Source organism: Clostridium luticellarii, from assembly GCF_002995845.1.
GTDB lineage: Bacteria > Bacillota > Clostridia > Clostridiales > Clostridiaceae > Clostridium_B > Clostridium_B luticellarii.
Genome location: NZ_PVXP01000022.1, coordinates 1 through 23,423, shown reverse-complemented (window position 1 = coordinate 23,423; position 23,423 = coordinate 1). Strand labels below are relative to the sequence as shown.

Sequence of the window (23,423 nt, the reverse complement as noted above, 5' to 3'; positions counted from 1 at the left end):
AAAGGAGGGTTTAACCGTCTGGACTCTGGAATCATCTTAAAACACATCTATTTTTTCAAATACCCTATAACATGTGTCTTGGGCACAGCTTTCAATATATTCTCCACCGCTTTGCTGTCCACTGCCGCAATCACCGAAGTCTCCGGTCCCCCTGATCTTTGAACATCTACACCGCAGCTGCCTTTTATATGGCATTTCAAATTATTGTTTACCGCAAGCTGATTTGCTTCATAGGCCATTCCCTTGGAGCCTACGGGAACTATCTCATATACAAGATCATTATGCAGCAATTCATATATTGTCCTATAATGCACTATTTCCTCATCCCACTCAAGATTTATTTCAGCACCTACCTTAGGCAGACCTGCACTTATTATAACTGCTTCTCCCTTTACATTATTTACTTTTAAATTTTCAGTAACTGCTATACCTGCCGCTGTTATCCCGAGGCCCGTAGAAACAGTAGTAAAATTTTCTTCAGTGCTGCCCGTAAGAATCACATCCCTGATGCCCGCTTCTTTTAATTCCTCTTTTATTCCCCTAATAATCTCTATTCCTGTATTATCCATTTCATTGCAGACGGTATTTGTAATTGTAACTACTTCTGCTCCAGAGCAAATCACCTCCAACAGAACCACCCTGGCTGTGAATCTTCCCACATAAAAGGGGGGGATTTTAAGTACATCCCCTTTTTTGCTCCCAACTCCTCCACAGCTGTCACAAGCTATAATCATGGTTCTTGTTTCATCTAATTTTATCAAGCTCAAATCCCTTATCTTTTCTATTTCCATTCTTTTATGCTCCCCGGCAAAAATTTGTATATTACATGGGCTATCACAATATTCAACACAGCAGCCAATACCAGCAGAGGAAGCATGGCCAATACAGCCTTGCCCATTATAGGTATAAGCATAAACACCGACAGTGGACCGTTTATCAAAACACCCACTATACCTGACACTATTACTGCAGTTATTTCCTTTGATTTAGAAAAAATTTTATATACTATTCCAAATAAAAACATGGTAAGCGCCATATCCACCATGACGATCATATGTATCGGCAGACTAAGCGGAAATCCACTGACAGCTGCCGTGAGCAGATGGCCCACTGCACCTATCACTGCTCCATACAGAGGTCCCATAATCAGTGTTCCCAGGAACCCTGCAGTGGAATCAAAAGCTATGCTTCCCGCAATTTTTATGTTGGCACCTATGAAACTCAATGCTATAAAAAGTGCCATTATGACCAACTTTTTTGTTTTCATGTTATCATCTCCTTCCTTTTATTATAAGTGAAATCAATTAAAAATGCACTGGTTTTAAATTGACCAATGCACCAAATTTCATACTAAGTTACAGGTACTCTATATCCAAAAGAATGCCATACCCCAAAATTATCCTTTACATTTATGCCTCTCTGGCCTCCTGAAGCTGCATCAGTATAATAAGGATAATTTCTGCCTTCCGTATAATGTCCGGCATAGTCACCGTGAAAAGTTACAGGTACCGCATCAAAACGTATTTGATCACTGTTCACCATAAGTACGGCAGTTGTCTGAGCAGAATCCCCGTAATTTGATTCATGGGTTTGCTGAACACTGCTTTCAGGTATCAGCATGTCAATATCTTCCTGCATTGCCGTTACAGTTTCCGTGCAATTTGAGGCTTCTCCATTTCCAGGTGGTATACACAGCCGCTGTCCTACACGCAGATAATCTGGATCCACACCTGGATTTGCCTCCAGTATACTTCTTATACTTACGTTGTACTCCCGGGCAATTTTATACAAAGTATCCCCTGTACGAATTATTCTGGAAGTATAACCGGGCAGACAAGCCGGTATGCATATAACCTGACCTGCCCGCAGATAATACGGATTTATTCCCGGATTCGCCGCAAATATCCTATCCAGGCTCACTTCCAATCTCTGTGAAATACTGTATAAAGTATCACCTGGCTGTATAATATAAGGATAATGATTTACAGAACACTGCCTGTAATAATTGCATCTCATAAAAAATTTTCCCTCTATAAATTAATAGAGAGATTTCCCGGACTCATTTGATCCAGAAAAATCTCTCTGTCACATTACATACTATGACGGAAAACATATTTTTGTTACCGATGTAACCTATATGCTATTTCCAACATCATTATTTTAACAAAAACCTTAGTGTCATCAAAGTCAACACTATGAACAATCAATTATTCATAGTGTGTCCACATTCTTAAAATTTTTATTGTTTTTTTATCCTCTAATACTTCATATACCAGCCTATGCTGTATATTTATTCGTCTTGAATAAACTCCTTTTAAATCACCCACTAATTTTTCATATCCAGGTGGATTCTGATAAGGATTTTTTATCATTATTTTTAATAAACTTTTAGCCTTTTTATCCAAACCACAAGCTTCTAACTTTTTAGCATCTTTTACTGCCTGCCTGGTAAAAACTACTTTAAATTCCATCCTATATCCTCTAATGTTTCACAGTCCTCAACAGCTTCTTTTTTACCTTCAAGTATACTTTCCTTCATGCCTGGTATAGAAACAAGATTTAATGTTTCCTGTATAGCTTCCCAATCCTTCAAACTGAGCATTATGACATCACCATTCTTACTAGTTATTTGTACCGGCTCGGAACTTACTATAGTTTGATTTATAATATTATATATATCATTTCTAGCAGCAGTAACATTAACAGTTTTCATGATATCACCTCTTTACCTATATTATAGCGTACGTTTTTACGGATGTCTATACCTTTGCCAAATTTAATATTTGGCTGCATGTGGTAAATCAAAATATTCGCTTATACTTTGGAAACATCCATTCACCATGAATTCCATGTCATTTTTTTCAATAACATAAGGCGGCATAAAATACAGTATATCCCCTATGGGCCTGAGAAGAAGCCCTTTTTTCAAAGCTATTTTATATATTTCATAGCCTACTCTGTCCTTCCAGTCAAAACACTCCCTGGTTTTTTTATCCTTGACCAATTCTATGGCCGTTATCATTCCCTGCTGGCGGACATCCCCCACAAAATCCATATTTTTTGCCCTTTCGGCTGTCAGTTCTCCAATCAGCCTGGATTTTTCAATATTTTTTTCAATTATATTTTCATCTTTGAAGATATTGAGGCTCTCGCAGGCTGCGGCACAAGCCATTGCGTTGCCTGCATAGGTATGGCTGTGTATAAAAGTTTTCAGCTTGACATAATCATCATAAAAGGCATTGTATATTTTTTCCGTGGTCATGGCTACGGACATGGGCATATAGCCTGCACTAATTCCTTTGGACAGACACATTATATCCGGACTTATATCCGCATGATTACAGGCAAACATCTTGCCTGTCCTTCCGAAACCAACGGCTATTTCATCTGCAATCAAAATAATATCATAGTAGTCACAGGCTTTTCTTAATTTTTTTAAATAAACAGGTGAATACATTTTCATGCCTGCAGCTCCCTGAACCATGGGCTCTATGATCACAGCACAGAGCTCATCATGATGGTCGGCAAGGGATTTTTCCATGTGTTTAAAGCACTGGGCATCACAGGTACATCTCTCCTTTCCGTATTTGCACCTGTAGCAGTCAGGTCCCTGAACCCTAAGCGTGTCTATGAGAAGAGGCTTGTAAATTTTACTGTACAGGTCCAGATCCCCTACGGAAAGGGCGCCTATGGTCTCTCCATGGTAGGCACCGGTTATTGCTGCAAACCTTATCTTTTTAGTTTTTCCAATCTGCTGATAATATTGAAAGCTCATCTTTAAAGCTATTTCCACTGCGGAGGACCCATTATCTGAAAAGAATACCTTGGACAATCCTTGCGGCGTGATTTTAACCAGCCTCTCCGCCAATTCCACAGCAGGCTTATTGGAAAAGTGTGCAAAAATCACATGTTCAATTTGACTGAGCTGTCTTTCAACTGCCCTGTTAATTCTTGAATTACTATGTCCAAATATATTTGTCCACCATGAGCTTATACAGTCCAGATATGAGTTGCCCTCTATGTCGTATAAATAGCATCCTTCACCATTTTCTATTACAATGGGAGGCAGCTTTTCACAATCCTTCATCTGGGTACATGGATGCCATATGTACTTTAAATCCTTTTTTTCAAGTTCTTCCATATTTTTCACCATCCTATGAAATTTTTATTCTATATTTCTTTCATGCAGTCAATTATTTTTTCCGGATTAAATACCCTTTCAGATTCCCTTTTTACATTTTCCATAAATTCACCGGACCCCGTGTCTATAAAAGGCATTATTCCAAGTATTGGAATGTCGGTCATATTCTCAATCATTTTTATATTGTCCCTGCAGAGCATATTGTCCTTGTAACCGTTAATTATAATTCCCTTTATGGAAATGTCCCTGTTTTTCAGGTAGTCAACGGTTAAAAGAGTATGATTTATGGTCCCAAGTCCTGCCCTGGCCACCAGGACAACATCCATGTCCATATCCTTTATTAGATTATCCAAAGTGTATATCCGACCATCTGCATCTGTAATTGGACAAGTTACACCTCCGCTGCCCTCGCATATTATGTAGTCGTATCTTTCTTTCAGATTATTGAATTTATGCTGAATAATTTTTATATCAATGGGCTTGTTTTCAATTTTCGAAGCCAGATAAGGTGAAACCGCTGTTCTATAGATATAGGGTGTCAAATCCTCATATTTTTCATCAATACCGGCAATTGAACAGACAAATTCAGTATCTCCTGGAACGATTCCACCATGTATTGATTTTGCGCCGCTGAGTGCAGCTTTGAAATAAGCTGCTTTAAAGCCATTTTTGCATAAAATATAAACTAGAGCTCCAGTAACCAGCGTTTTCCCGATCTCCGTATCAGTTCCCACCACGTAAACAGCTTTTGTCATTTTAATACCCTCCATTTTTTATTTTTAATTTCAATTGCTGACTGCCTTTAAAACCTTTAATTTCAAAGACAAAAATGCAACAGACACACTTATGACAAGGTCACCTCCCACACAGATAATAAAGCCGTAAAATATGGCCCATCCAATGGTCTTTCTGTCGCCCATGTACAGATTGTAAATTAAGTACAGGTGCAGTACACCAAACAGATATACAAAGAACAATCCACTTAAAACACATAACAGGGATTTTATAAAATTGGTGTTTCTAATCCGGGATGACAGCTTTCCAATCACATAAGCAGCTGCTATAAAACCTATCAGGTATCCAAAAGTAGGCTTGAATATATAAGACAAGCCTCCTCCCTCTGTAAAAATCGGGATTCCAGCAAGGCCCATCCCCACATACAATACCTGTGACAGTGCCCCCAGCCTGGCACCCAGAAGAATTCCACTCAACGCACAGAACAGCCACTGAAGTGTAAAAGGTACAAAAGGTATGGGAATTCTTATAAAGGCACCTATGGCAGTAAGTGCTGCAAATATCGATACCAGCACCATATCTTTTGTCTTCATCAGAATCACTCACCTCCATTTTATTGTCAACTTATAATTAATACTAGGTTTACAATTAAATATCATAGTAGAATATTCAATATTTGTCAATGCAAAAAATATCTTGATATATTTTTTATGTATTGCTATAATTATATTGTTAACCTTTATACGAAATTAAGTTCACAATAAATTATACAAGGAGATTTTTTATGGATAAATTATGGAATGAAATACTTACAATAGGCCAGAGGATCTTAAACGGCGGAAACATCACCAGGGAAGAAGCTGAAGCTCTTGGAAAATCCAAAGAAAGCGACATATTTCTGCTGTGCAGCTTTGCCAATAGAATGAGGGAAAAATTCAATGGAAATAATGTGGATCTGTGTTCGGTAATAAATGCAAAATCAGGCAGATGTCCTGAGGACTGTGCATTCTGTTCCCAATCCGCCCATCATCATACAAATGCAAAATGTTATCCGCTTATAGACGAAGATAAAATTGTTGAAACTGCAATAAAACGTGAAAAGGCCGGTGCCAAGCATTGTGATATTTGTACAAGCGGTCTTGGCTATACAGGAGAGGAAAAGAATTTTAAAATAATAATAAATGCATTTAAAAGGATGAAGGCAAGTACCAATTTAAAGCTGTGCGCCTGTCTTGGAACTCTTACCATAGATGCAGCAAATCAGCTGGCAGAAGCAGGTGTTGAACGTTATAACCACAACCTGGAGACAGCAAGGAGCTTTTTCCCCAAGATTGTTTCAACTCATGGATATGACGAAAGAATTGACACAATACGCTATGCAAAAAAAGCCGGCATGGAAGTATGCTCCGGAATGATAATAGGTCTGGGGGAAACCATGGAACAGCGCATCGAGCATGCATTTCTGCTGAAGGAACTGGACGTGGATGCAGTACCTGTAAATGTATTGAACCCGGTTAAAGGTACAAGACTTGAAAATGCAAAACCCCTCTCTCCTCTGGAAATAATAAAGACTTTCGCCCTGATGAGATTCATACTTCCCCATAAGAACATAAGATTTGCAGGAGGAAGGGAGAAAAACCTGAAAAGCCTTCAGGCTCTTGGATTTGTCGCAGGCATAAACGGCATGCTGATAGGTGACTACCTGACCACGGAAGGCCAGGAAGTAAACAAGGATTTTCAAATGCTCCAGGACTTGAACCTGACATATTGACAATCACACTAATTCCTATAATATGCTGGCAGGTATTGCTTTCAATTGAGGTGTATCCGCCAGCACTGCTGTTTGCAAATTATGAATGGAGTTTAAGTGTAAAAGTAAATGTTGTAAATCCATTTTCCTCACTTGTGACATGTATATGGCCGCCCAGCCTGTCTATGATTGTTTTTGCAATTGACAATCCCAAACCATAACTGCCATTTTCATATGTTCTGGAAAGATCTGATCTGTAAAATCTGTCAAAAACTTTCGGCAGATCCTGTTTTGCTATTCCCTTTCCACTGTTTTTTATGGAAAATACAACTCGTCGTTTTGACTTTATCAGCGATATGTAGATATGCCCATTTCTATTTGAATACTTTACAGCATTATCCAGTAAAATTGTGACAAGCTGGCTTACTTTTTCAGGATCGCTTTTAATAATTACATCAGGTTCTATAGAACTGATTATTCTGATACCTCTTTCAATCACTGCGGCTTCCATGGATAATATGACTTCATCAATGGTATTCCCAATATTAAATGGTGTTTTTCGTATTTCTAAATTTATGCTTTCCATCTTTGCAAATGCCAGAAGGTCATTTATAAGTTTTGTCATTCTATCAGTGCCGATTTTTATATAGTCAAACCACTTTAACTGGTTTTTAATCGTCTCTTCCTGATTTGCCAAAAGTGCATCATAATTGGCATTTATAATTGAAAGCGGCGTTTTCAATTCATGAGAAGCATCAGCAACAAACTGTTTCTGCTTTTCCCAAGCTTCGGCTATTGGTTTAATTGCCCGGTTGGCAAAATAGAAACTTATGATAAAAATAACAAAAAGCATTATTAATGCTACAGAAAGCAGTGTAGTAAGCAGTTGAAACAGTGTTTTATTGTACGCCGTTACATCTAAAAACATTATCCGGTAATTATTTTCTACAACAATGCTTTTTTCTTCGTTTCTAATAACTTCCTTTTTTATTTTAGCTATGGAATATCTCCACTCTTTTCCTTCTAAAGTTATGGTGGAATTGTCTTTTTTATTGTTCCAGACAGTCTCCGCAGCTTTATGATATGCTTTATCAGGCATATCGACAAAAGAGTCTATATTTAAAATCTTTCCATTTTTATCTACTTCGATATCAAATGAAAGATTATCATTCAATGAAAATTTTTGGATGGTAGACCTGGTTCCTTTTCCGGTATTATCAGGCAGATCTTCCTCTTTAGTTATAATTTGCATTTGAGACTGCTGATCTAATTTTTTTTGAATCTCTGAATGTATGCTGCTGTAGGTAATGATATAAATGGCAGCAAATGCAGCAATCATAATTATTGAAGTAATAAGCATATTGAAAATAAGAAATCTGTTGCGCAGTTTCGTGAACATTTTATTACCTATCCTTTACTGTTTTTTAAAATATATCCCACATTCCGTACGGCCCGGATGGAAATGCCGGATCTTATCCGTGTCAGCTTTTTTCGCAGGAGAGATACATGTATTTCTACACGACTGTCTTCTGCATCGGTATCATAACCCCATAGTTTTTCAATAATAATTTCTTTTGAAACAATCATGCCATTTCTTTTTATGAGCAATTCCAACAGCTGAGATTCTTTTAAGGTCAGCATTATCTCACTGTTCCCCCGTTTAAGAAGAAGTGAGAGCGGATTCAGCTCAATATCTCCATACTTAAGTATGCCGTTATTTACAAGTTCTGTTTTTCTACGCCCCAATGCACGCAAACGGGCCAGCAGCTCATTAGTATGGAATGGTTTTGCCAGGTAATCATCAGCACCAGTATCAAGGCCACGTACCTTATCCTCCGTTTCACCTCTGGCTGTCAATAAAATTACCGGCGTTTCAATGCCACTCTTCCGGACTTCTTTCAGAACACTCAATCCGTCCTTTTTAGGAAGCATAATGTCAAGAATGATAATATCATAGATATTGGAAACTGCGCAATCCATTCCATATTCTCCGTCATATGCCAGATCCACACTGTAATTATTCCGTTTAAGCACCTGTGCAACTGCTTCTGCAATATATTTTTCATCCTCCACCATTAAAATTCTCATCAGCATCCTCCAATCAATTCTTATAGGCAAAGCAAGCTGATAAACAGCCTATACTTTGCCTGGGATATATCATACTATTTAGCTTTGCCAACACTAACACTGCCGTCTGCATTTGCTGTCACTTTGTATCCATCAGGTGCATTCTGACTCCAGGTCTTGCCGCCGTCTATGGAATAACTTTTTTTGCCATTTACATTTTTCACCAATAGGCTTTTGTATTCACCAGATTTGGAAGGTGTACCTGCCGTAAAAACAGATTTTCCGTTTTCACCAACTGTGATTTTAGCACCTTTTGGAATGCCATTTACCCAGCTTTGACCGTTGTCGGTAGAATAGCTTGTTTTTCCATTTTGATTTTTAATCAGCATCTTTCCCTTTTCATAGGCGGTGTTGGCCGCAAACGCCGTAACTGTGCCGATTGATAACACCAGAGCCGAGCAAGTGACAACAAGGGCAGCTTTCTTTCTGCATGCACCTAAAATATTTTCAAGTTTTACTCTCATTATGATTACCTCCATTTGAATTTTGTTTTTCAAGCAGCTGCTTTACATTTATTATCATAACCGGAAAACCTTTAGCGAAGCTTTAATATAAATTAAAATTGAAAATTTTTTTATCAGAATTTGATTACTGTATGTCCTATTTCATTATAATTATAGTATATCCTGCCAACGCCCCTGTTTTCAAATACTAATTTATCCCAATCAAGTAGAGTTGAAAGTTGAAAATCTTCATTTACTTTAAACTTTTTACTCTTTACTCTTAACTTTCTTCCTCACATCATTAATTGCAGAAAAACAGCCAGCAGGCTTGTTTTCCTGTTGGCTGCAAAAATGGGGACCCATTTAAAAGTGAAGCATCAAAATTTTATCTATCCTTAAATTTATTCTTCTTTTTATACTTATAGATCACAGCAGCAAATGTAACTATAAACAAAGCTATAAATAAAATTGTCACCAAGGTCTTAATTATTGGTTTATATATTTGTGAAATCTGTGGGTAACTATTTTGTATAACAACTGATATAATTGATATGATCCCCATCGTAATTAATATCAAAAATATAGCCATAGTATAAACCAGTTCTTTTTTGCTACCTTTATGCTTTAAAATACTTAAAACCGCTTCTCTTATACATAGTATTAATGCAAGTATTATGGCCCAAACTGGTATATTTTTTATACCCATACTTCTGGTTATATTCAGTATCAGCAATATTAATACTATTGATACTGCTTTCTTCTTCTGCATATTCTTGTATCCCCGCTTTTAATTTTTCATAATTTCTGAAGCTGTTCTCAATAAAAATGTAATTCCAATTGCCCATCCAAAAGATATAGTAGATAAACCAACTCCAATCCCAATTGCGGCAGCTCCAACATCTATTTCAGTTCTTCTCCATGCTTCACTGCTGCTGTATCCACTGTGAAAATTATCCCACACGGAAATTCCAGTGGATGCAAGACCAGCTGCACCAATTTTCTCTACACTGCTGATTCCTCTTGCTATTCCTGCTGCCCTTGCCGGTATTATCAATTGCTCACCTGCACGTCTCATAGCTCTATTTGTCTGCAGTGATATATGCTCTGGAACTTTTTCTAATGAGGAACTGATTCCTTCTTCAATTCCTGCAACAGCTGTACTTCCCACAACGCTTTTTACTTGTTTATTGCTGGGTCGTATACTATAATACACTTTAGCAGCTCTACTGGCTACATTTGACACTGCTTTTTTCACTGCGGCCACGACTCTTGCAACGGCTCTTACAATACGGTTGAATACCCTTTTTACTGCAGCTGCAGCCCTGCGGAGCCAGCCCGGCCAGTATCCATTCACATCCTTCATGTTTACAGGATTGTTCATCGAATAGGCAAACAGGTTGTGGGATAAAAGCACCCCTGTTTTTCCTGCCGCTGCATCCGTATTCAGATACCTGCCCCACTCCGGATTGTAATATCTTGAATTCAGATAATACAGCCCTGTCTCGGAATCATACCTGTATCCTCTGTACCTGTAGGGGTTTTTGTAACCTACATGGTCCGCATTGCCAGTTACGTCAGTTCCATCCTGATCTTTGATGCTCACAAGCCTGCCCCAGGAATCGTACAGGTAGCTTACAACCTGCACTGCATTGCTGTCAAAGAGGCCGATTATATCCTTCTGCCCGTTTCTTATATAGTAATATTCCTCTCCTTTCAGGTTCATGCTTATCAAATCACCCTGATCATCATAAGTATAGTATATACTATCAGTGCCGTTGTCTTCAAAGTTTATTTTTCTGCCAGTAATGTAATATTTTGTAACAACTCCGTCTGCAGCCTTTTCCGTCCTGATTCCTGCATCATTGTATTTGAAGCTTATACTTTTGCTGTTTCCGGTTATGGACTTCAGCTGTCTTCCTTCTTCCCAGGTATAGGTGTAACCGTCATAGGTGAGAGGATTTCCAATTCCATCATAGGTTATCTGCTTTCCATTATAATTCACCAATTTGTCCTTCCAGGTATTGTCATAGCTGTAGGCAAACACTGTCTGCGCACCGGTATCATGCCGTGTTTCCCTTTTCTGCGTTATATTTCCGCCCTCATCATAGCTGTACACCACAGTTTTATCAAGCACCTGATTGTCTTCCTCTATGAGCTCGTTCAATTCGTTGTAGGAATATACTATATCCGTACCTTTTTGGGTTATTTTAGTTATATTGCCCTTTGCATCATATTCATAGCTCATTGGTTCATCCTGGTTTTGTATTGAGGACAGTCTACCCGTAGTCGAATTCGGCTTGTTTCCAGAAACATAACCGTAATAGGTATCATACACTATCCTCTTGTTCACTCTTCCAAGCCTTGTATCATATTCATACTTCACTTTGTTCCTGTGATACATCTTCAGTATGGAATCTCCGCTCAAGATTGAAGATGGTGAATAGGTGAATTGTTTAACCAGCCCGTTCAGGGTATAATTTCCGCTGAGATTGCTTCCTATTATGGTGCTTACCCCCGTAAAATCTTTGAAACTTGTTACATCTGCACTATAGACTTTGCTGTTTAAATACACGGTACACCAATGATTTATCCTAAAAATTCACCTGAATTTAGCAGTGTTGCATTTTTTTATGATATGATTATAGTATCTTATTATAAAGGGAGATGATGTAAATGTTCAAGAAAGTGTTTTCCTCCATACTTATATCAATTTTTCTGGTTTTCTCAGGTGGAGCTGCAGTAAATGTAAAGGCAGAAACTGCGCCGGCACCTGGCGGGAACCAGTTCACAGTGAGCATTGATGGAAAAAGGATTCCGTCAAAATACGTACAACCTTATCAGGATTCCAACTCAGTGGTTATGGTTTCCCTCAATGTATTTTGTGAAAGATTAAGCGGAAGCTTGAAGATAAAAGGCGACAGTGCCGAGTTCACCACTCCGGATTATGCCATAAAGCTTGAGAACAACAATAAAAATGTATCCGTAAACAGTAAAAATGTCACTTTGTCAACAACACCGATCATCAGAACCAATTTTGTTTTTGTACCTCTAGAATTTTTCAGTGAAATATTGAACAAAACTGTAAACTGGGACAGCAGCACCAGGACAGTTAAAATATCCACTCCTGAAAAAGTACAGCCTGACCAGGAAAATTCCTACACTTCACGGAAATTAGACAACTATTTGAGCACACTTCAAAGTACGGATAATTTTCACGGAAGCGTACTTGTGGCCCAGAACGGAAAAATAATTTTGAACAAAGGCTATGGTAAATCGGACTTTGAGCAAAATATCCAAAATACACAGGATACCACATTTCCCATAGGTTCCATGACCAAGCAATTCACTGCCATGGCCATAATGCAGCTGGTTGAAAAGGGATTGATAGACGTGAATGATCCTCTTTCAAAGTATATCCCTGATTTTCCAAATGGAAATGAAATAACCATAGAAAATCTTCTCACCCACAGCTCTGGAATTGTAAACTGTACCAATCTTCCTGAATTCTGGAGTATGAGCCAGGACTCCTTAAAAGATATAAACAACGTGATAAATCTATTTAAAAACAAGCCTCTGGAATTCAAGCCGGGAACCAGTTTCAGCTACAGCAATTCAGGATATATTCTGCTCGGGTATATAGTCACAAAGGTAAGCGGCATGAGCTATGAAGATTACCTTCAAAAAAACATCTTCCAGCCGCTGGATATGGAAAATACGAGTTTAGGCTATAAGGGCACTGAAAAAATGTATTCCTCCACAGGCTACAGTGGTTATCTGGATGTCTACCCTGTAAGTGATGAGACAACACTAAACGGAGCTTACGGTGCAGGATGCCTGTATTCCAGTACAGGAGATTTGTACAAATGGGACAGGGCTCTTTATACAGAAAAGCTGGTGAAAAAGTCCACACTGGACAATATATTTTCAAATCATATGGAAATGACACCCTCCGGCCCTTACTACGGATATGGATGGATGCTGACAAATGGAAAATACGGCAGGGAAATATACCATGGTGGAAATACAGTTGGATTTACAAGCAATATAGCCAGATACCCGGACAAGGACCTGACCATAATCATTCTCACCAATGTTGGCTATTACAATATAAATCCTCTAAATGACACCCTGGCGGATATAGCTCTGGGAGGAAATTATACACTTCCAAAAGCAAAGCGTGTAATTACACTGGACGGCAAAACCCTTGACAGATATGTTGGTAATTACAAGCTGCAGGATAACCTGGGGAATATATCCATAACCACAGATGGAAAAGCTCTCTATTATGAGCAGAACAACAGCGGTGAAAAATATCAACTGTATGCTCAGTCCAAAGATGACTTTTTCCTCAGAATAACAGATGCCAGCATAAAATTTAACATTGACGGTAAAGGTACAGTCACAGGACTTGAATTGTATCAGCTGGGAATGCAATTTCATGGAGACAAAGTGAAATAGGGTCAGACCCCCTGACATTTTTTGTCAGGGGGTCTGACCCTAAAGCAGCTTCAAAATATCTGATTTCATCTTTAAAAGCTCCTGTGAAAACAACCTGTTCCCCTTATTGTCTCTGCTAAAATCCACTGCTATCTCCTCTTTTACTCTGCCGGGCTTTGAAGAGAGTACATATATCCTGTCGGAAAGTACAATTGCTTCTTCAATATCGTGGGTTACAAAGAGTATGCTCCGATGGAGCTTATCCTTCATGTCTAAAATCCAATTCTGCATTTTTCCACGGGTTATGGAATCAAGTGCACCAAAAGGTTCGTCCAAAAGCATTATCTCCTTTGAGCATAAAAAAGTTCTTAAAAAGCTGGCCCTCTGCTTCATTCCGCCTGAAAGTTCATAGGGATATTTATTTTCATAGCCGTCCAGTCCAAACATGTCAATGTATTTTTTTGCATCTCTTCTCGACTGCTTTTTATCCCTCCCCTTTATATCAAGAGGCAGTACTACATTTGAAAGAACAGTCTTCCAGGGCAGAAGAAGATCCTTTTGCTGCATATATCCTATATCGTCTCTCACAAAAAGCCTGCCGCTGTCCTCTTTGACAAATCCTGTTATTATATTGAAAAGTGTACTCTTTCCGCAGCCGCTGGGCCCAAGTATGGAGACAAATTCTCCTCTTTTGAGATACAGAGTTATATCCTGGAGTACTGTCCTGTCCTCAAACTTCTTGCACACATTTTCAAGTTCAACCATTATTTCATCACCGCTATTTGGGCAGAAATTCATTTGTGAATGCATCACTTGTATTTAACTCCTTTTTTATAAGCCCCTTGTCCTTCAGGAATTTGGCATAACGCTGCCATACCTGTGATTTCATAACTCCCCATCTCGGTGCATCCGACACATACTGACCGGCCATATATTTCTGACTTTGAAGAGCCAGATTCTTGTCTATTTCAGGTGCATATTTCAAAAGTATATCTGCACTTTCTTCAGGATGCTTTATGGAATATTCGTAGCCTTTGGCAGTAGCTGCCAGGAATTTTTTTACCTTTTCGGGATTCCTGCTTATAAGCTTGTTACTGCTTATAAGAATAGGTGTATAATAGTCCAGAGCCGGATCCAGATCTTTAACAGGTATGTAATCAAGCTGCTCTCCTTTAAGCTTAGCCTGTATTCCTGTCCAGCCCTCAAATATCCATGCAAAGTCCACATTTTTCTTTGTGGCTGCAAAGAAATCATCATTTCCGATATTCACTATCTTAACCTTGCTGAAATCTCCGCCGCTCTTCTCCATAACAGCTTTAAGCACTGCTTCCTCTGAAGGTGATCCCCAGCCGCCGTACACCCTTCCCTCAAAATCCTTAGGGGTTTTTATATTTTTGCTCTTAGGTGCGGCAAAGCCTGAAGTGTTGTGCTGTATTATTGTGGCAATGGCTTTCACAGGAAGAGGATTGTCACTTGTAAGGGCATAAGTGACATCTTCCTGATAGCTCACTCCAAAATCACCTTTCCCAGCAGCTATAAGATTTGTAACACTTCCCTCTGACGGCTGAACTACCTTCACATCCAGTCCTTCATCTTTATAATATCCCTTATTCAAAGCCACATACAGTCCGGTGTGATTTGTATTTGGAGTCCAGTCCAGTATCACAGTGGTTTTATCCAGGGAATTTGATGTATCTTTTTTATCACTTGTTCCACAGCCTGACATAGTCAGTACGCTTACAAAAACAGCCAGTATCAACAATGCAAATTTATTTTTTCTCATTATTATCCCCTCCTATTTCCAATGTACTATTTTTTTACCTGTAAAGTCTATAACATAGATTATTGCGATACTCACTACAACAATAACCAGAATCGAAGCAAATACCTTATCAAGCTGATAGGCATTTTTAGCCCTCACCATATACACACCTATTCCACTGTCTCCTCCCAGCCATTCACCTATAATTGCAGCCATTATCATGTAAGTTGCAGCAATCTTCAAACCTGAAAAAAAGTTTACCAGAGCATAGGGAAGTTTCAGATGATAAAATATCTGAAGTTTGGACGCTTTCATATTATGAAATAAATTTATGTAATCCACATCTATCTTTTCAAGGCCGTCTACAAGACTTACAACTATGGGAAAAAAGCATACTGTCACTACAACTATTATTTTGGGAAGTGCTCCAAATCCGAACCATATTATGAAAAGCGGCGCTATGGCTATAGTGGGAATGGTCTGGGATATGAGCAGAATAGGATACAGTGATTTCTTGACTGTATGAAAACTGTCCATTATTACGGCCAATATAAAAGAAAGTACTATAGATATAAAAAATCCTACAAAAGATTCATAAAGGGTGGTTTCCGCATTTTTCATTATGTTTCTAAAATCCAAAACAAGGGTCTTTACAATATCTGAAGGTGATGGAAGAATATAGGGCTCTATGTATTGAAGTCCCACTATAATCTGCCATAAAGCCACCACCACCGCTATAGTAATTACAGGATATATCTTGTTTTGAATATTTTCTGATCTTTTCATTTCAAACACCTTTACTTCATAGTTTTAGTCCAGTAAAATTACTGGATATTATATCTCTTGCTTCTTCATACTGAATTCCCTTTATATGGGCAATCTTCCTGACTATATTTTTAACTTCCCCGGGATATCCATACCTTTTATTCACCCATTCAAGTGAATTTGGTCCATCCGTTTCAGTCAATATTCTATCTAGTGGAAGAATATCAACTATTTCATCTGTGAGATCGGAATATCCTATATCAACACTTATGGTGAAAAAGCATCCGCATTTCAAAAGCTCTTCAAGTACATCCATATCACCACTGTACCAGTGAATTATCGGTGTCCTCAATTTATACCTTTTTATATATTCCAATATCTTTTGCTCTGCCCCCTTGGTATGGATATTGGTTATTTTATCATATCGCCTGGCCCTGTCCAGAAAATATTCAAATACCCTGTCCATTTTAGGATATCTTTCTCTCTCCAGCACCCAGTAATAATCAAGACCTATTTCCCCCAGAACTTTACATTCTTTTATATAATCATCAAAAAAATCCAGCCTGCCACAGTTTTTATGTGCCTCCCAGGGATGTATTCCAAAACATGGTATTACATTCTCGTTCTCTTCACTTATCTTTTTCGTAAAAATATAACTTTCCAGATTCATGGAGCATCCCAGAGTCCTGATATCGTCTTTTCTTATGATATCAAGCGCCTTTTTTAAATTTTTCCCATAAAAGTCCATATGATTGTGGGAATCAACAAACATTTCAACTATCTCCTATCAAATGATTTCTGAGCTCAGATGTAGTTTGCACATAAAAATACCTTTCTCCATGGGATAGAACTTGAGGTAGAGTAGATTGAAGGAAAACTTTGTTTTCCTTCGCACCCTCATCAAACCGTGCATGCGATTTTCCCGCACACGGCTTTCCGATATTCTTCTTTCTAAGGCATTACAATCCTAAGAAGAAAGTTTTCTTAATCCTATTTCATTGAGTTTATTCATTACCTCTTTTACACCTCTATGTCGGGGTCTACATTGTTTCTTATTGTTGTACCAAATCGTAAGCCTTTCTATAATATACCAATCTATTTTATTTAATTGCTTACCAGAATACTTTAGATTATAGTAATTCTTAAGTCCTACTATTTTCTTGTTCATTATCTGGACTAAATCATACATATCCATCTTCAAATTTGACCTGTTTCCAAGGACTTCTTTAATCTTTCTTCTCATATTCTTCATAGCCTTTTGATTAGGTACTTGTATTGTTGTATGGTATCTCTGCCCTTTACCATTCTCTACAAGACTACGCCTATGATGAAACCCGAGAAAATCAAATCCTTCTTTACCATCCCACATATTCACAAATCTTGTTTTATCAGGATGTAACTGCAATTCTAGTCTTTCGAAGATTTTCTTTACTGCATTATATGCATGGTATATTTCTTTCTTTGTTCTTGAGATAATAATAAAATCATCAGCAAACTTTACAAGCATGCCAAGGTGTTTATAGTATTTATCCCATACCACATCAAAATAATTTAGATATATATTTGAAAGCAATGGACTGATAGGTGAACCTTGGGGAGAGCCGATTTTGCTTTCTTTATACTCTCCATCTTCCATTACCCCTACCTTCCCTATATACAGTTTTATTGTCTGCATAATTATTGGTACTATTAACTCCTCCGACTCCTTTTCTGCTGAAATGACAATTTCGCCATTGGCTTATATGCTTTCATTTTACGGTTACCGCCGTGCAGATGAAGGTCTCTCCAGTTCCGAACCATACTATAAATACATGTCGTTTCCTCTACACCGGAGGATTCTTTGATGGTGCTATCCAAGTTCTTCCCATCTTCCGTGGTTTTCACCCAATTTCGCAAGGCTCAACTTCCTCTTTTCCTCCTATCGGAGACCTTTTTTAACGATGCGGCAGAATTTATTTTATGTTACAACCTGCATTTTCGCTATCTCCCTTTCGGGATACATTACCTTCACGCTTCATGCCCAGTATTTCTACTGCACATGGTGATTGGCTACTAGGCTTCTTGGTAATTACCTAGTCTGGACTTTCACCAGTAAGCATGGTCCAGCTTATCTGGACGCACCAAAAAAACAAAAGCACTATCAAAATAGTGCTTCAGGATACAAAATTATAAAGCGGTTTCCCTACGTCGGCGCTGCCCGAATCAGGTTCAAAGGGTTAAAGTTTTCACTTTTCTCAGCCGTACCGGCACCCCTGACACTACAGACAATATTAAGTTTATTACAACATCATGGTATCACTTATTTATAAAAATGTAAACATTTTGTTCATAATTTATTTGTTCAGCTTGTCAATTGCATCATGCCTCAATATGTAATCAGAATACCCGAGCTGATCCAGTGTACTATCTTTCTCTTTTTTGAGGCTGCTGTTTTCAGGCAGTTTCTTCCTGGTTCTTACACTGTAGTATACGTCATCCTGGGCAGAATAATAATAATTTTCATCTATAAAGGAACCGTTTCTGAATATCACCCTCTGATTTTTGGGATTGAAAAGATCTTTCCCAAACATATTTTTCCCGGGCAGGTCAAATAAATTACACACTGTAGGATATATGTCCATTTCACCTCCATAGGTATCATTTACTCCCTTTACTGATTCGTCCGGAAAATGCACCAGTAAAGGTACCTTTTGAAGCTTTTCCCAATCCACGTCGGAGGCGGAGCTCATATCCAGAAATTTAAACAGCTGCTGCTCTTTGTCCTTGGGTATTGCATAGTGATCTCCATACAGCATTACAACTGAATTTTCAAGTGTACCGTTTTTATCCAGTGAATCTAAAAACATTCCCAGCTGTTCATCAGTGTAGTGTATGGCCTTTAAATAATTTCCAAGAAGGGTTCCATTTAAATCCCCCACATCAAAATCCCCATATTTGTCCACAGCATCATAGGGATAATGACTGGTCAGTGTTATTAAAAAGGCATAATAAGGCTGTTTCATATTGTTCAGTTTTGTCAGGGACTGTTCTAAAAAGGATCTGTCACTGAGTCCCAACCCAATGGATTCATCTTTTTTATAGCTTTTTTCACCATAAAAATTATCAAAGCCAAATTTCTTGTACATTATGTCTCTGTTCCAGAAGTTTTCTCTAAAACCGTGAAATGCCGCTGTACTGTAGCCATTGTTCTTAAAATTTTCAGGCATGGCATTGAATTCATTCCCGGAATACAAAAAATATACTGCACCGGCTGATGCCGGGTACATTGAATTATTGGTCATGAACTCCGCATCGGAAGTGCCTCCTGCCGCCACTTGATAGTAAAAATTATCAAAATACTCCGATCTTTTCATCCACCTATTTAGATTTGGAGTTATCTCCTGTCCATTTATAGAGGCATCTATTACAAATTCCTGAAGAGCCTCCACCTGTATCATTATAAGATTTTTTCCCTTTGCATATCCCTTCAGTTTTTTATTGTCCGACTTATTATTATCCATGAAAGCATTTATATCCTCCAGCTTCTCTCTGGAAACGGGTGTCAGCTTAGTTATATTTGCTGAAATGGAGTTATAGATATCCAGGCAGTGATAATTTAATATACCCAGCTTTCTGGTTATGTACACTTTATTGTACATTGTACTCAAAAGCCTGGGCTGCTCTTTCGAAAGCCCGTAGAAGCTTTTGAAATCCAGAGTAATTCCCATAAAAAGAAGCAGTACAGCTATCGGTATCTTATAATTCAGATCAAAATTGTATTTGATATTTCTCACATACCTGTTTATGAAGGGAATTATAAGTACTATATCAGCAAAATATAAAAAATCTTTTAAATCAATCAAGCTTGACACACTGGATTTTACAGCTCCGAGCTGAAAACCGCTTATAAGTACGGGAAGAGATATTATATCCTTGAAATATCTAAAATAAATAATATCACTTACTATGAAGGAACTTATTACAATATTAAATATATAAAGTATTCTGGAACGTGTTTTTACCTTTAAAACCAAAGACAGGGAAACTGCAATTATTACCGGGGCAATAGCCGGAATAAAAAGAGAAGAGGTTTTTATATACCCTGTCTCCATGTGCCTTCCGTATATCAATATTTTAAAAGTTACACATACCACAAAAAATATTACATCCAAAAAACTCAGAAAAAACAAATTCAATTTACTCATATCAAATATCCTCAATCATCAATTTATACAATAATAAGATTATAAAACTAACGGACAAAATTGTAAAATAATATGTGAATAATAATAAAAGATTTTTTATACCTATTTACATAAATGCCATAGTGTAGCATAATATATTTGTTATGGAAAGGTTAAAAAAAGAAGGAGGTATATTTTTAATGGGAGAAAACGATGAAAATAAAGATAAACTTTCAGTGGATGAAGAATCAAAAAAGCAGTTTCTTGAAGAACTTAAAAATAAAAACATGGAAGAAAAGAGAAAATTAAAAGAAATTAAAGATAAAAAAGATAAAGAGGAAGAATCCAGTTTAAAAGCAGAGGAGTCTCAGGGAGATAACACCCAGCTTGACAACACTAAAGCAGATATTACCAAGGCAGACAATGATGAAGTAGATAATACAAAAATTGAGCCTGCGGTAAATGAAAAAAGCTCTAACCCGGACACAGAGCTGAAAGTCAAAAAAAGCCTGGTGCCGCACAATTTGAAGCTTTCTATCATAGATACAGCTGTATCAGCCGTAATTTCTGTAGCATGTCTTTACTTATTTGACCTTATTTTGAGACTTGTTTTTGGATATTATATAGCAGATATGAAGGGGATGTATATAATACTGTTCCTAATAGCGTCCATCTTGTATCCCGTTATAACGAGAAGCTGCAAATCCAGGAAAACACTAGGTGAAAAATTCACCACAATACCAAAAGGAGCAGATTAAAAATTGAAGAGAGGCAGCCAACACGAATTTTTTATAGAAAAGCTACAATTTCCAGGTATGGGAGTTGCTCAGAAGGATGGAATGAAAGTATTTATAAAAAACTCTGTGCCAGGTCAAAAAATAAAGGGACAGATTACAAAAAAAAGAAATGGATATGCAGAAGCTAAAGTAGTTCAAGTAATTGAAAATGTAAATTATGCTGTGGAGCCAGCCTGTCCTCACTTTAACCTCTGCGGTGGGTGTAATTTTCAATTTATACCCTATGACATACAAGTCGAACTAAAAAAGCAGCAGGTTCTGGATCTGTTTGAACAATCTTCTATCAAAGGTTTTGAATTCCTGGGTATAGAAAAAAGTCCCGAGGAATTTCAATACAGAAATAAAATGGAATTTACATTTGGAGATGAGAAAAAAGGCGGCCATTTAACTCTAGGCATGCATATGAAGGGAAAAGCTTTTGGAATTGTAAATGTAGAAAGCTGTAAAATAGTAGATGAGGATTTTAATACAATATTGAACAAAATTGTGACTTACTTCAGAGAAATGGAGCTGCCTTACTACAGAGTAAGAAGTCACAGCGGATATTTAAGAAATTTAGTACTTAGAAAAGGCAAAAATACAGGAGAAATTCTCATAAATATAGTGACTACTTCCCATGCGGAATTTGATTTCAGCCAGCTCGTTGAAATATTAAAAAATTCAAATTACAAAGGCCAGCTGAAGGGTATAATCCACACTATAAATGATAACTTATCCGACACAGTGAAAATAGATTCAGCGGAAACATTATATGGAAATAATTATATAATAGAGGAAATTATGGGATTAAAATTCAAAATTTATCCCCAATCCTTCTTTCAGACCAACTCCAGAGGTACTGAAAAACTGTACGGTATAATAAAGGATTTTATTGTGGATGCTTCTTCAAAAACAGTTTTTGACCTGTACTGTGGGACTGGAACCATAGCCCAGATACTGTCTCCCCACGTGAAAAAAGTAATAGGAATAGAACTTATAGAAGAAGCCGTAAAATCCGCCAATGAAAACGTAAAACTGAATGGAATAAAAAATTGTACATTTATAGCAGGAGATGTAATACACGCAATGAAGACTCTGGAGGATAAACCCGACATAATAATACTTGATCCCCCAAGGCCGGGAATACACCCAAAGGCAATAAAGCAGATTATAGACTTCAATGCTCCGGAAATAATCTATGTATCCTGCAACCCCAAATCCCTGGTAAATGATCTCAATACATTTATTGGCTTCGGATACAAATTAGATAAGGTAAAACTCATGGATATGTTTCCCCATACCGCTCATGTGGAAAGTATTGCAAAACTCATTAAATTATAAAAATATTTTAGAAACCTTAAAGCTTTATATACTAAGCTTTAAGGCTGATTTTTTTAGAACGCAAAAAATATTTTAAAAGGTTTTAAAGGTTTAAAATTTTTTTCAAAATACATGCAATGGGCGACATATGGCGGCAATAAATATGTTCCACTCAACTACAGGTTTTATAGTCATTAGCTACCTCCCCTTATGCTTCTTCTAAAGTACCAAAATATTTATTATAGAGCTCAACTTCATTCAAACTTTTAAACAATTTTTTCACCGTATCATTGCTTTCTTTATATGCTACCTTCTTGTCAAAACTTTTTATAGCCACCGAAAACCAATTACCTCTTCTGGTCCTATACAAAATGGTATCGTACTTAGGTTCTATTATTAGACCTAAAGGACCCTCTAGCGGATATTCCTTTTTATATTTTATAATCCTTTCAGATTTTTCAGTATCATATACTTTACTATCTATTATAAATCTCATTTATTTTACCTCCAAATATAATAAAATCTGTTATTATCACTTATTTATTATATTTATCTTATGTCATAAATGAGACTAATCTATATTCATCTTTCCATACCCATATTTACATTTCTTTCCCATGTAGGGTATCATAATACAATAAGATTTTCCGTACACGGTGTATTGGACCAGATATGTATAGAAATTAATCTATACTCTCACTACAGTTTTTTTATTTTTCCTATTGCTTTAAATACCATCTTGACGCATTGATTTTCATATTCAAATTACCTGCAGATGGCTCAAAGCTTTTTATTACCTTATCTTCTTCTTCAAGTTCACATAAAGCATCGTAAATTGGAGAAGCATCCAAATGAGCATTATCTATTTTTAAAAGAAATTTTAAAGTAGTCATTGGACATTCACTCAATCCGCTTATATAATTATGTTTTTTTAATATGTCTAATATTTCTTGCTTTAAATTCTCTTTATCCATATACATTATTTCCTCCTCAATCTTTGTATT

Annotated in this window: 25 protein-coding genes and 1 riboswitch; of the genes, 4 read left to right on the top strand and 21 right to left on the bottom strand. The window is 37.3% G+C overall.

The window, feature by feature from the left end; genetic code table 11:
- Positions 1-47 precede the first annotated feature (47 nt).
- The 8 genes from CLLU_RS09100 to CLLU_RS09065 form a co-directional block, all read right to left on the bottom strand.
- Complete coding sequence (locus CLLU_RS09100; protein ID WP_106009432.1) at positions 48-791, bottom strand: AIR synthase related protein; 744 nt, start codon at positions 789-791, stop codon at positions 48-50.
- Positions 782-1,267, bottom strand: a complete 486-nt coding sequence (locus CLLU_RS09095) for an ECF transporter S component (RefSeq protein WP_106009431.1) — start codon at positions 1,265-1,267, stop codon at positions 782-784. Before CLLU_RS09095 ends, CLLU_RS09100 begins: the two co-directional genes overlap by 10 nt.
- Before the next feature lie 83 nt (positions 1,268-1,350).
- Positions 1,351-2,016 carry a LysM peptidoglycan-binding domain-containing protein gene (locus tag CLLU_RS09090; protein ID WP_106009430.1) on the bottom strand — a complete coding sequence of 222 codons (666 nt, stop codon included), beginning with the start codon at positions 2,014-2,016 and terminating at the stop codon, positions 1,351-1,353.
- Between the two features lie 191 nt (positions 2,017-2,207).
- A complete protein-coding gene (locus tag CLLU_RS09085; protein WP_106009429.1) occupies positions 2,208-2,471 on the bottom strand; it encodes a Txe/YoeB family addiction module toxin in 264 nt (87 codons plus the stop codon).
- Positions 2,456-2,713, bottom strand: a complete 258-nt coding sequence (locus tag CLLU_RS09080; RefSeq protein ID WP_106009428.1) for a type II toxin-antitoxin system Phd/YefM family antitoxin — start codon at positions 2,711-2,713, stop codon at positions 2,456-2,458. Before CLLU_RS09080 ends, CLLU_RS09085 begins: the two co-directional genes overlap by 16 nt.
- Before the next feature lie 63 nt (positions 2,714-2,776).
- The gene (gene bioA, locus CLLU_RS09075; RefSeq protein WP_106009427.1) at positions 2,777-4,141 is read right to left on the bottom strand and encodes an adenosylmethionine--8-amino-7-oxononanoate transaminase; all 1,365 of its coding nucleotides are present in this window, start codon (positions 4,139-4,141) and stop codon (positions 2,777-2,779) included.
- Between the two features lie 29 nt (positions 4,142-4,170).
- Complete coding sequence (gene bioD, locus CLLU_RS09070; RefSeq protein ID WP_106009426.1) at positions 4,171-4,896, bottom strand: dethiobiotin synthase; 726 nt, start codon at positions 4,894-4,896, stop codon at positions 4,171-4,173.
- A gap of 30 nt (positions 4,897-4,926) precedes the next feature.
- Positions 4,927-5,469, bottom strand: a complete 543-nt coding sequence (locus CLLU_RS09065; RefSeq protein WP_170065749.1) for a biotin transporter BioY — start codon at positions 5,467-5,469, stop codon at positions 4,927-4,929.
- Between the two features lie 191 nt (positions 5,470-5,660).
- Here CLLU_RS09065 and bioB point away from each other — a divergent pair, with 191 nt between their 5' ends.
- Positions 5,661-6,647 (top strand): biotin synthase BioB, encoded by a 987-nt coding sequence (gene bioB, locus CLLU_RS09060; RefSeq protein ID WP_106009425.1) that lies wholly within the window; start codon positions 5,661-5,663, stop codon positions 6,645-6,647.
- A gap of 79 nt (positions 6,648-6,726) precedes the next feature.
- Here the strand turns inward: bioB and CLLU_RS09055 are convergent, their stop codons facing one another.
- The 5 genes from CLLU_RS09055 to CLLU_RS09035 all read right to left on the bottom strand — a co-directional run bounded on the left by CLLU_RS09055 (position 6,727) and on the right by CLLU_RS09035 (position 11,768).
- On the bottom strand, positions 6,727-8,025 hold the full coding sequence (locus CLLU_RS09055) for a sensor histidine kinase (RefSeq protein WP_106009424.1): 1,299 nt from the start codon (positions 8,023-8,025) through the stop codon (positions 6,727-6,729).
- Positions 8,026-8,033: 8 nt separating this feature from the next.
- A complete protein-coding gene (locus CLLU_RS09050; RefSeq protein WP_106009423.1) occupies positions 8,034-8,714 on the bottom strand; it encodes a response regulator transcription factor in 681 nt (226 codons plus the stop codon).
- A 74-nt stretch (positions 8,715-8,788) separates the two neighbouring features.
- Positions 8,789-9,217: a sialidase family protein gene (locus CLLU_RS09045; protein WP_106009422.1), complete on the bottom strand. Its 429-nt coding sequence runs from the start codon at positions 9,215-9,217 to the stop codon at positions 8,789-8,791.
- A 364-nt stretch (positions 9,218-9,581) separates the two neighbouring features.
- Positions 9,582-9,965 carry a hypothetical protein gene (locus CLLU_RS09040; RefSeq protein WP_106009421.1) on the bottom strand — a complete coding sequence of 128 codons (384 nt, stop codon included), beginning with the start codon at positions 9,963-9,965 and terminating at the stop codon, positions 9,582-9,584.
- Between the two features lie 18 nt (positions 9,966-9,983).
- On the bottom strand, positions 9,984-11,768 hold the full coding sequence (locus tag CLLU_RS09035) for an RHS repeat domain-containing protein (RefSeq protein WP_242977531.1): 1,785 nt from the start codon (positions 11,766-11,768) through the stop codon (positions 9,984-9,986).
- 101 nt (positions 11,769-11,869) lie between these two features.
- Between CLLU_RS09035 and CLLU_RS09030 the strand changes: the two genes are divergently transcribed.
- Entirely contained in the window at positions 11,870-13,654 is a 1,785-nt protein-coding gene (locus CLLU_RS09030) for a serine hydrolase (protein ID WP_106009420.1), read from the top strand.
- 39 nt (positions 13,655-13,693) lie between these two features.
- Here CLLU_RS09030 and CLLU_RS09025 read toward each other — a convergent pair whose 3' ends face one another.
- From CLLU_RS09025 to CLLU_RS08995, 6 genes are all read right to left on the bottom strand, one after another.
- Positions 13,694-14,443, bottom strand: a complete 750-nt coding sequence (locus tag CLLU_RS09025) for an ABC transporter ATP-binding protein (protein ID WP_170065750.1) — start codon at positions 14,441-14,443, stop codon at positions 13,694-13,696.
- Positions 14,412-15,416 (bottom strand): ABC transporter substrate-binding protein, encoded by a 1,005-nt coding sequence (locus CLLU_RS09020; RefSeq protein WP_106009418.1) that lies wholly within the window; start codon positions 15,414-15,416, stop codon positions 14,412-14,414. Before CLLU_RS09020 ends, CLLU_RS09025 begins: the two co-directional genes overlap by 32 nt.
- Positions 15,417-15,428: 12 nt before the next feature.
- Positions 15,429-16,181 carry an ABC transporter permease gene (locus CLLU_RS09015; protein ID WP_106009417.1) on the bottom strand — a complete coding sequence of 251 codons (753 nt, stop codon included), beginning with the start codon at positions 16,179-16,181 and terminating at the stop codon, positions 15,429-15,431.
- 16 nt (positions 16,182-16,197) lie between these two features.
- Positions 16,198-16,932 (bottom strand): TatD family hydrolase, encoded by a 735-nt coding sequence (locus CLLU_RS09010; protein WP_106009416.1) that lies wholly within the window; start codon positions 16,930-16,932, stop codon positions 16,198-16,200.
- 195 nt (positions 16,933-17,127) lie between these two features.
- Positions 17,128-17,835 (bottom strand): reverse transcriptase domain-containing protein, encoded by a 708-nt coding sequence (locus CLLU_RS09005; RefSeq protein ID WP_477100001.1) that lies wholly within the window; start codon positions 17,833-17,835, stop codon positions 17,128-17,130.
- Positions 17,836-18,322: 487 nt separating this feature from the next.
- Positions 18,323-18,424: riboswitch (TPP riboswitch) on the bottom strand.
- 69 nt (positions 18,425-18,493) lie between these two features.
- A complete protein-coding gene (locus tag CLLU_RS08995) occupies positions 18,494-20,344 on the bottom strand; it encodes an LTA synthase family protein (RefSeq protein WP_106009414.1) in 1,851 nt (616 codons plus the stop codon).
- Positions 20,345-20,523: 179 nt separating this feature from the next.
- Here CLLU_RS08995 and CLLU_RS08990 point away from each other — a divergent pair, with 179 nt between their 5' ends.
- Positions 20,524-21,081 carry an RDD family protein gene (locus CLLU_RS08990; protein ID WP_106009413.1) on the top strand — a complete coding sequence of 186 codons (558 nt, stop codon included), beginning with the start codon at positions 20,524-20,526 and terminating at the stop codon, positions 21,079-21,081.
- Between the two features lie 3 nt (positions 21,082-21,084).
- Complete coding sequence (gene rlmD, locus CLLU_RS08985) at positions 21,085-22,440, top strand: 23S rRNA (uracil(1939)-C(5))-methyltransferase RlmD (protein ID WP_106009412.1); 1,356 nt, start codon at positions 21,085-21,087, stop codon at positions 22,438-22,440.
- 187 nt (positions 22,441-22,627) lie between these two features.
- On the opposite strand, the gene CLLU_RS08980 is transcribed toward rlmD, so the two are convergent.
- Both CLLU_RS08980 and CLLU_RS08975 read right to left on the bottom strand, forming a co-directional pair.
- Entirely contained in the window at positions 22,628-22,915 is a 288-nt protein-coding gene (locus CLLU_RS08980) for a hypothetical protein (RefSeq protein WP_106009411.1), read from the bottom strand.
- Between the two features lie 223 nt (positions 22,916-23,138).
- The coding region (locus CLLU_RS08975) for a 30S ribosomal protein S8 (RefSeq protein WP_242977529.1) at positions 23,139-23,423 on the bottom strand (285 nt) is incomplete at its 5' end.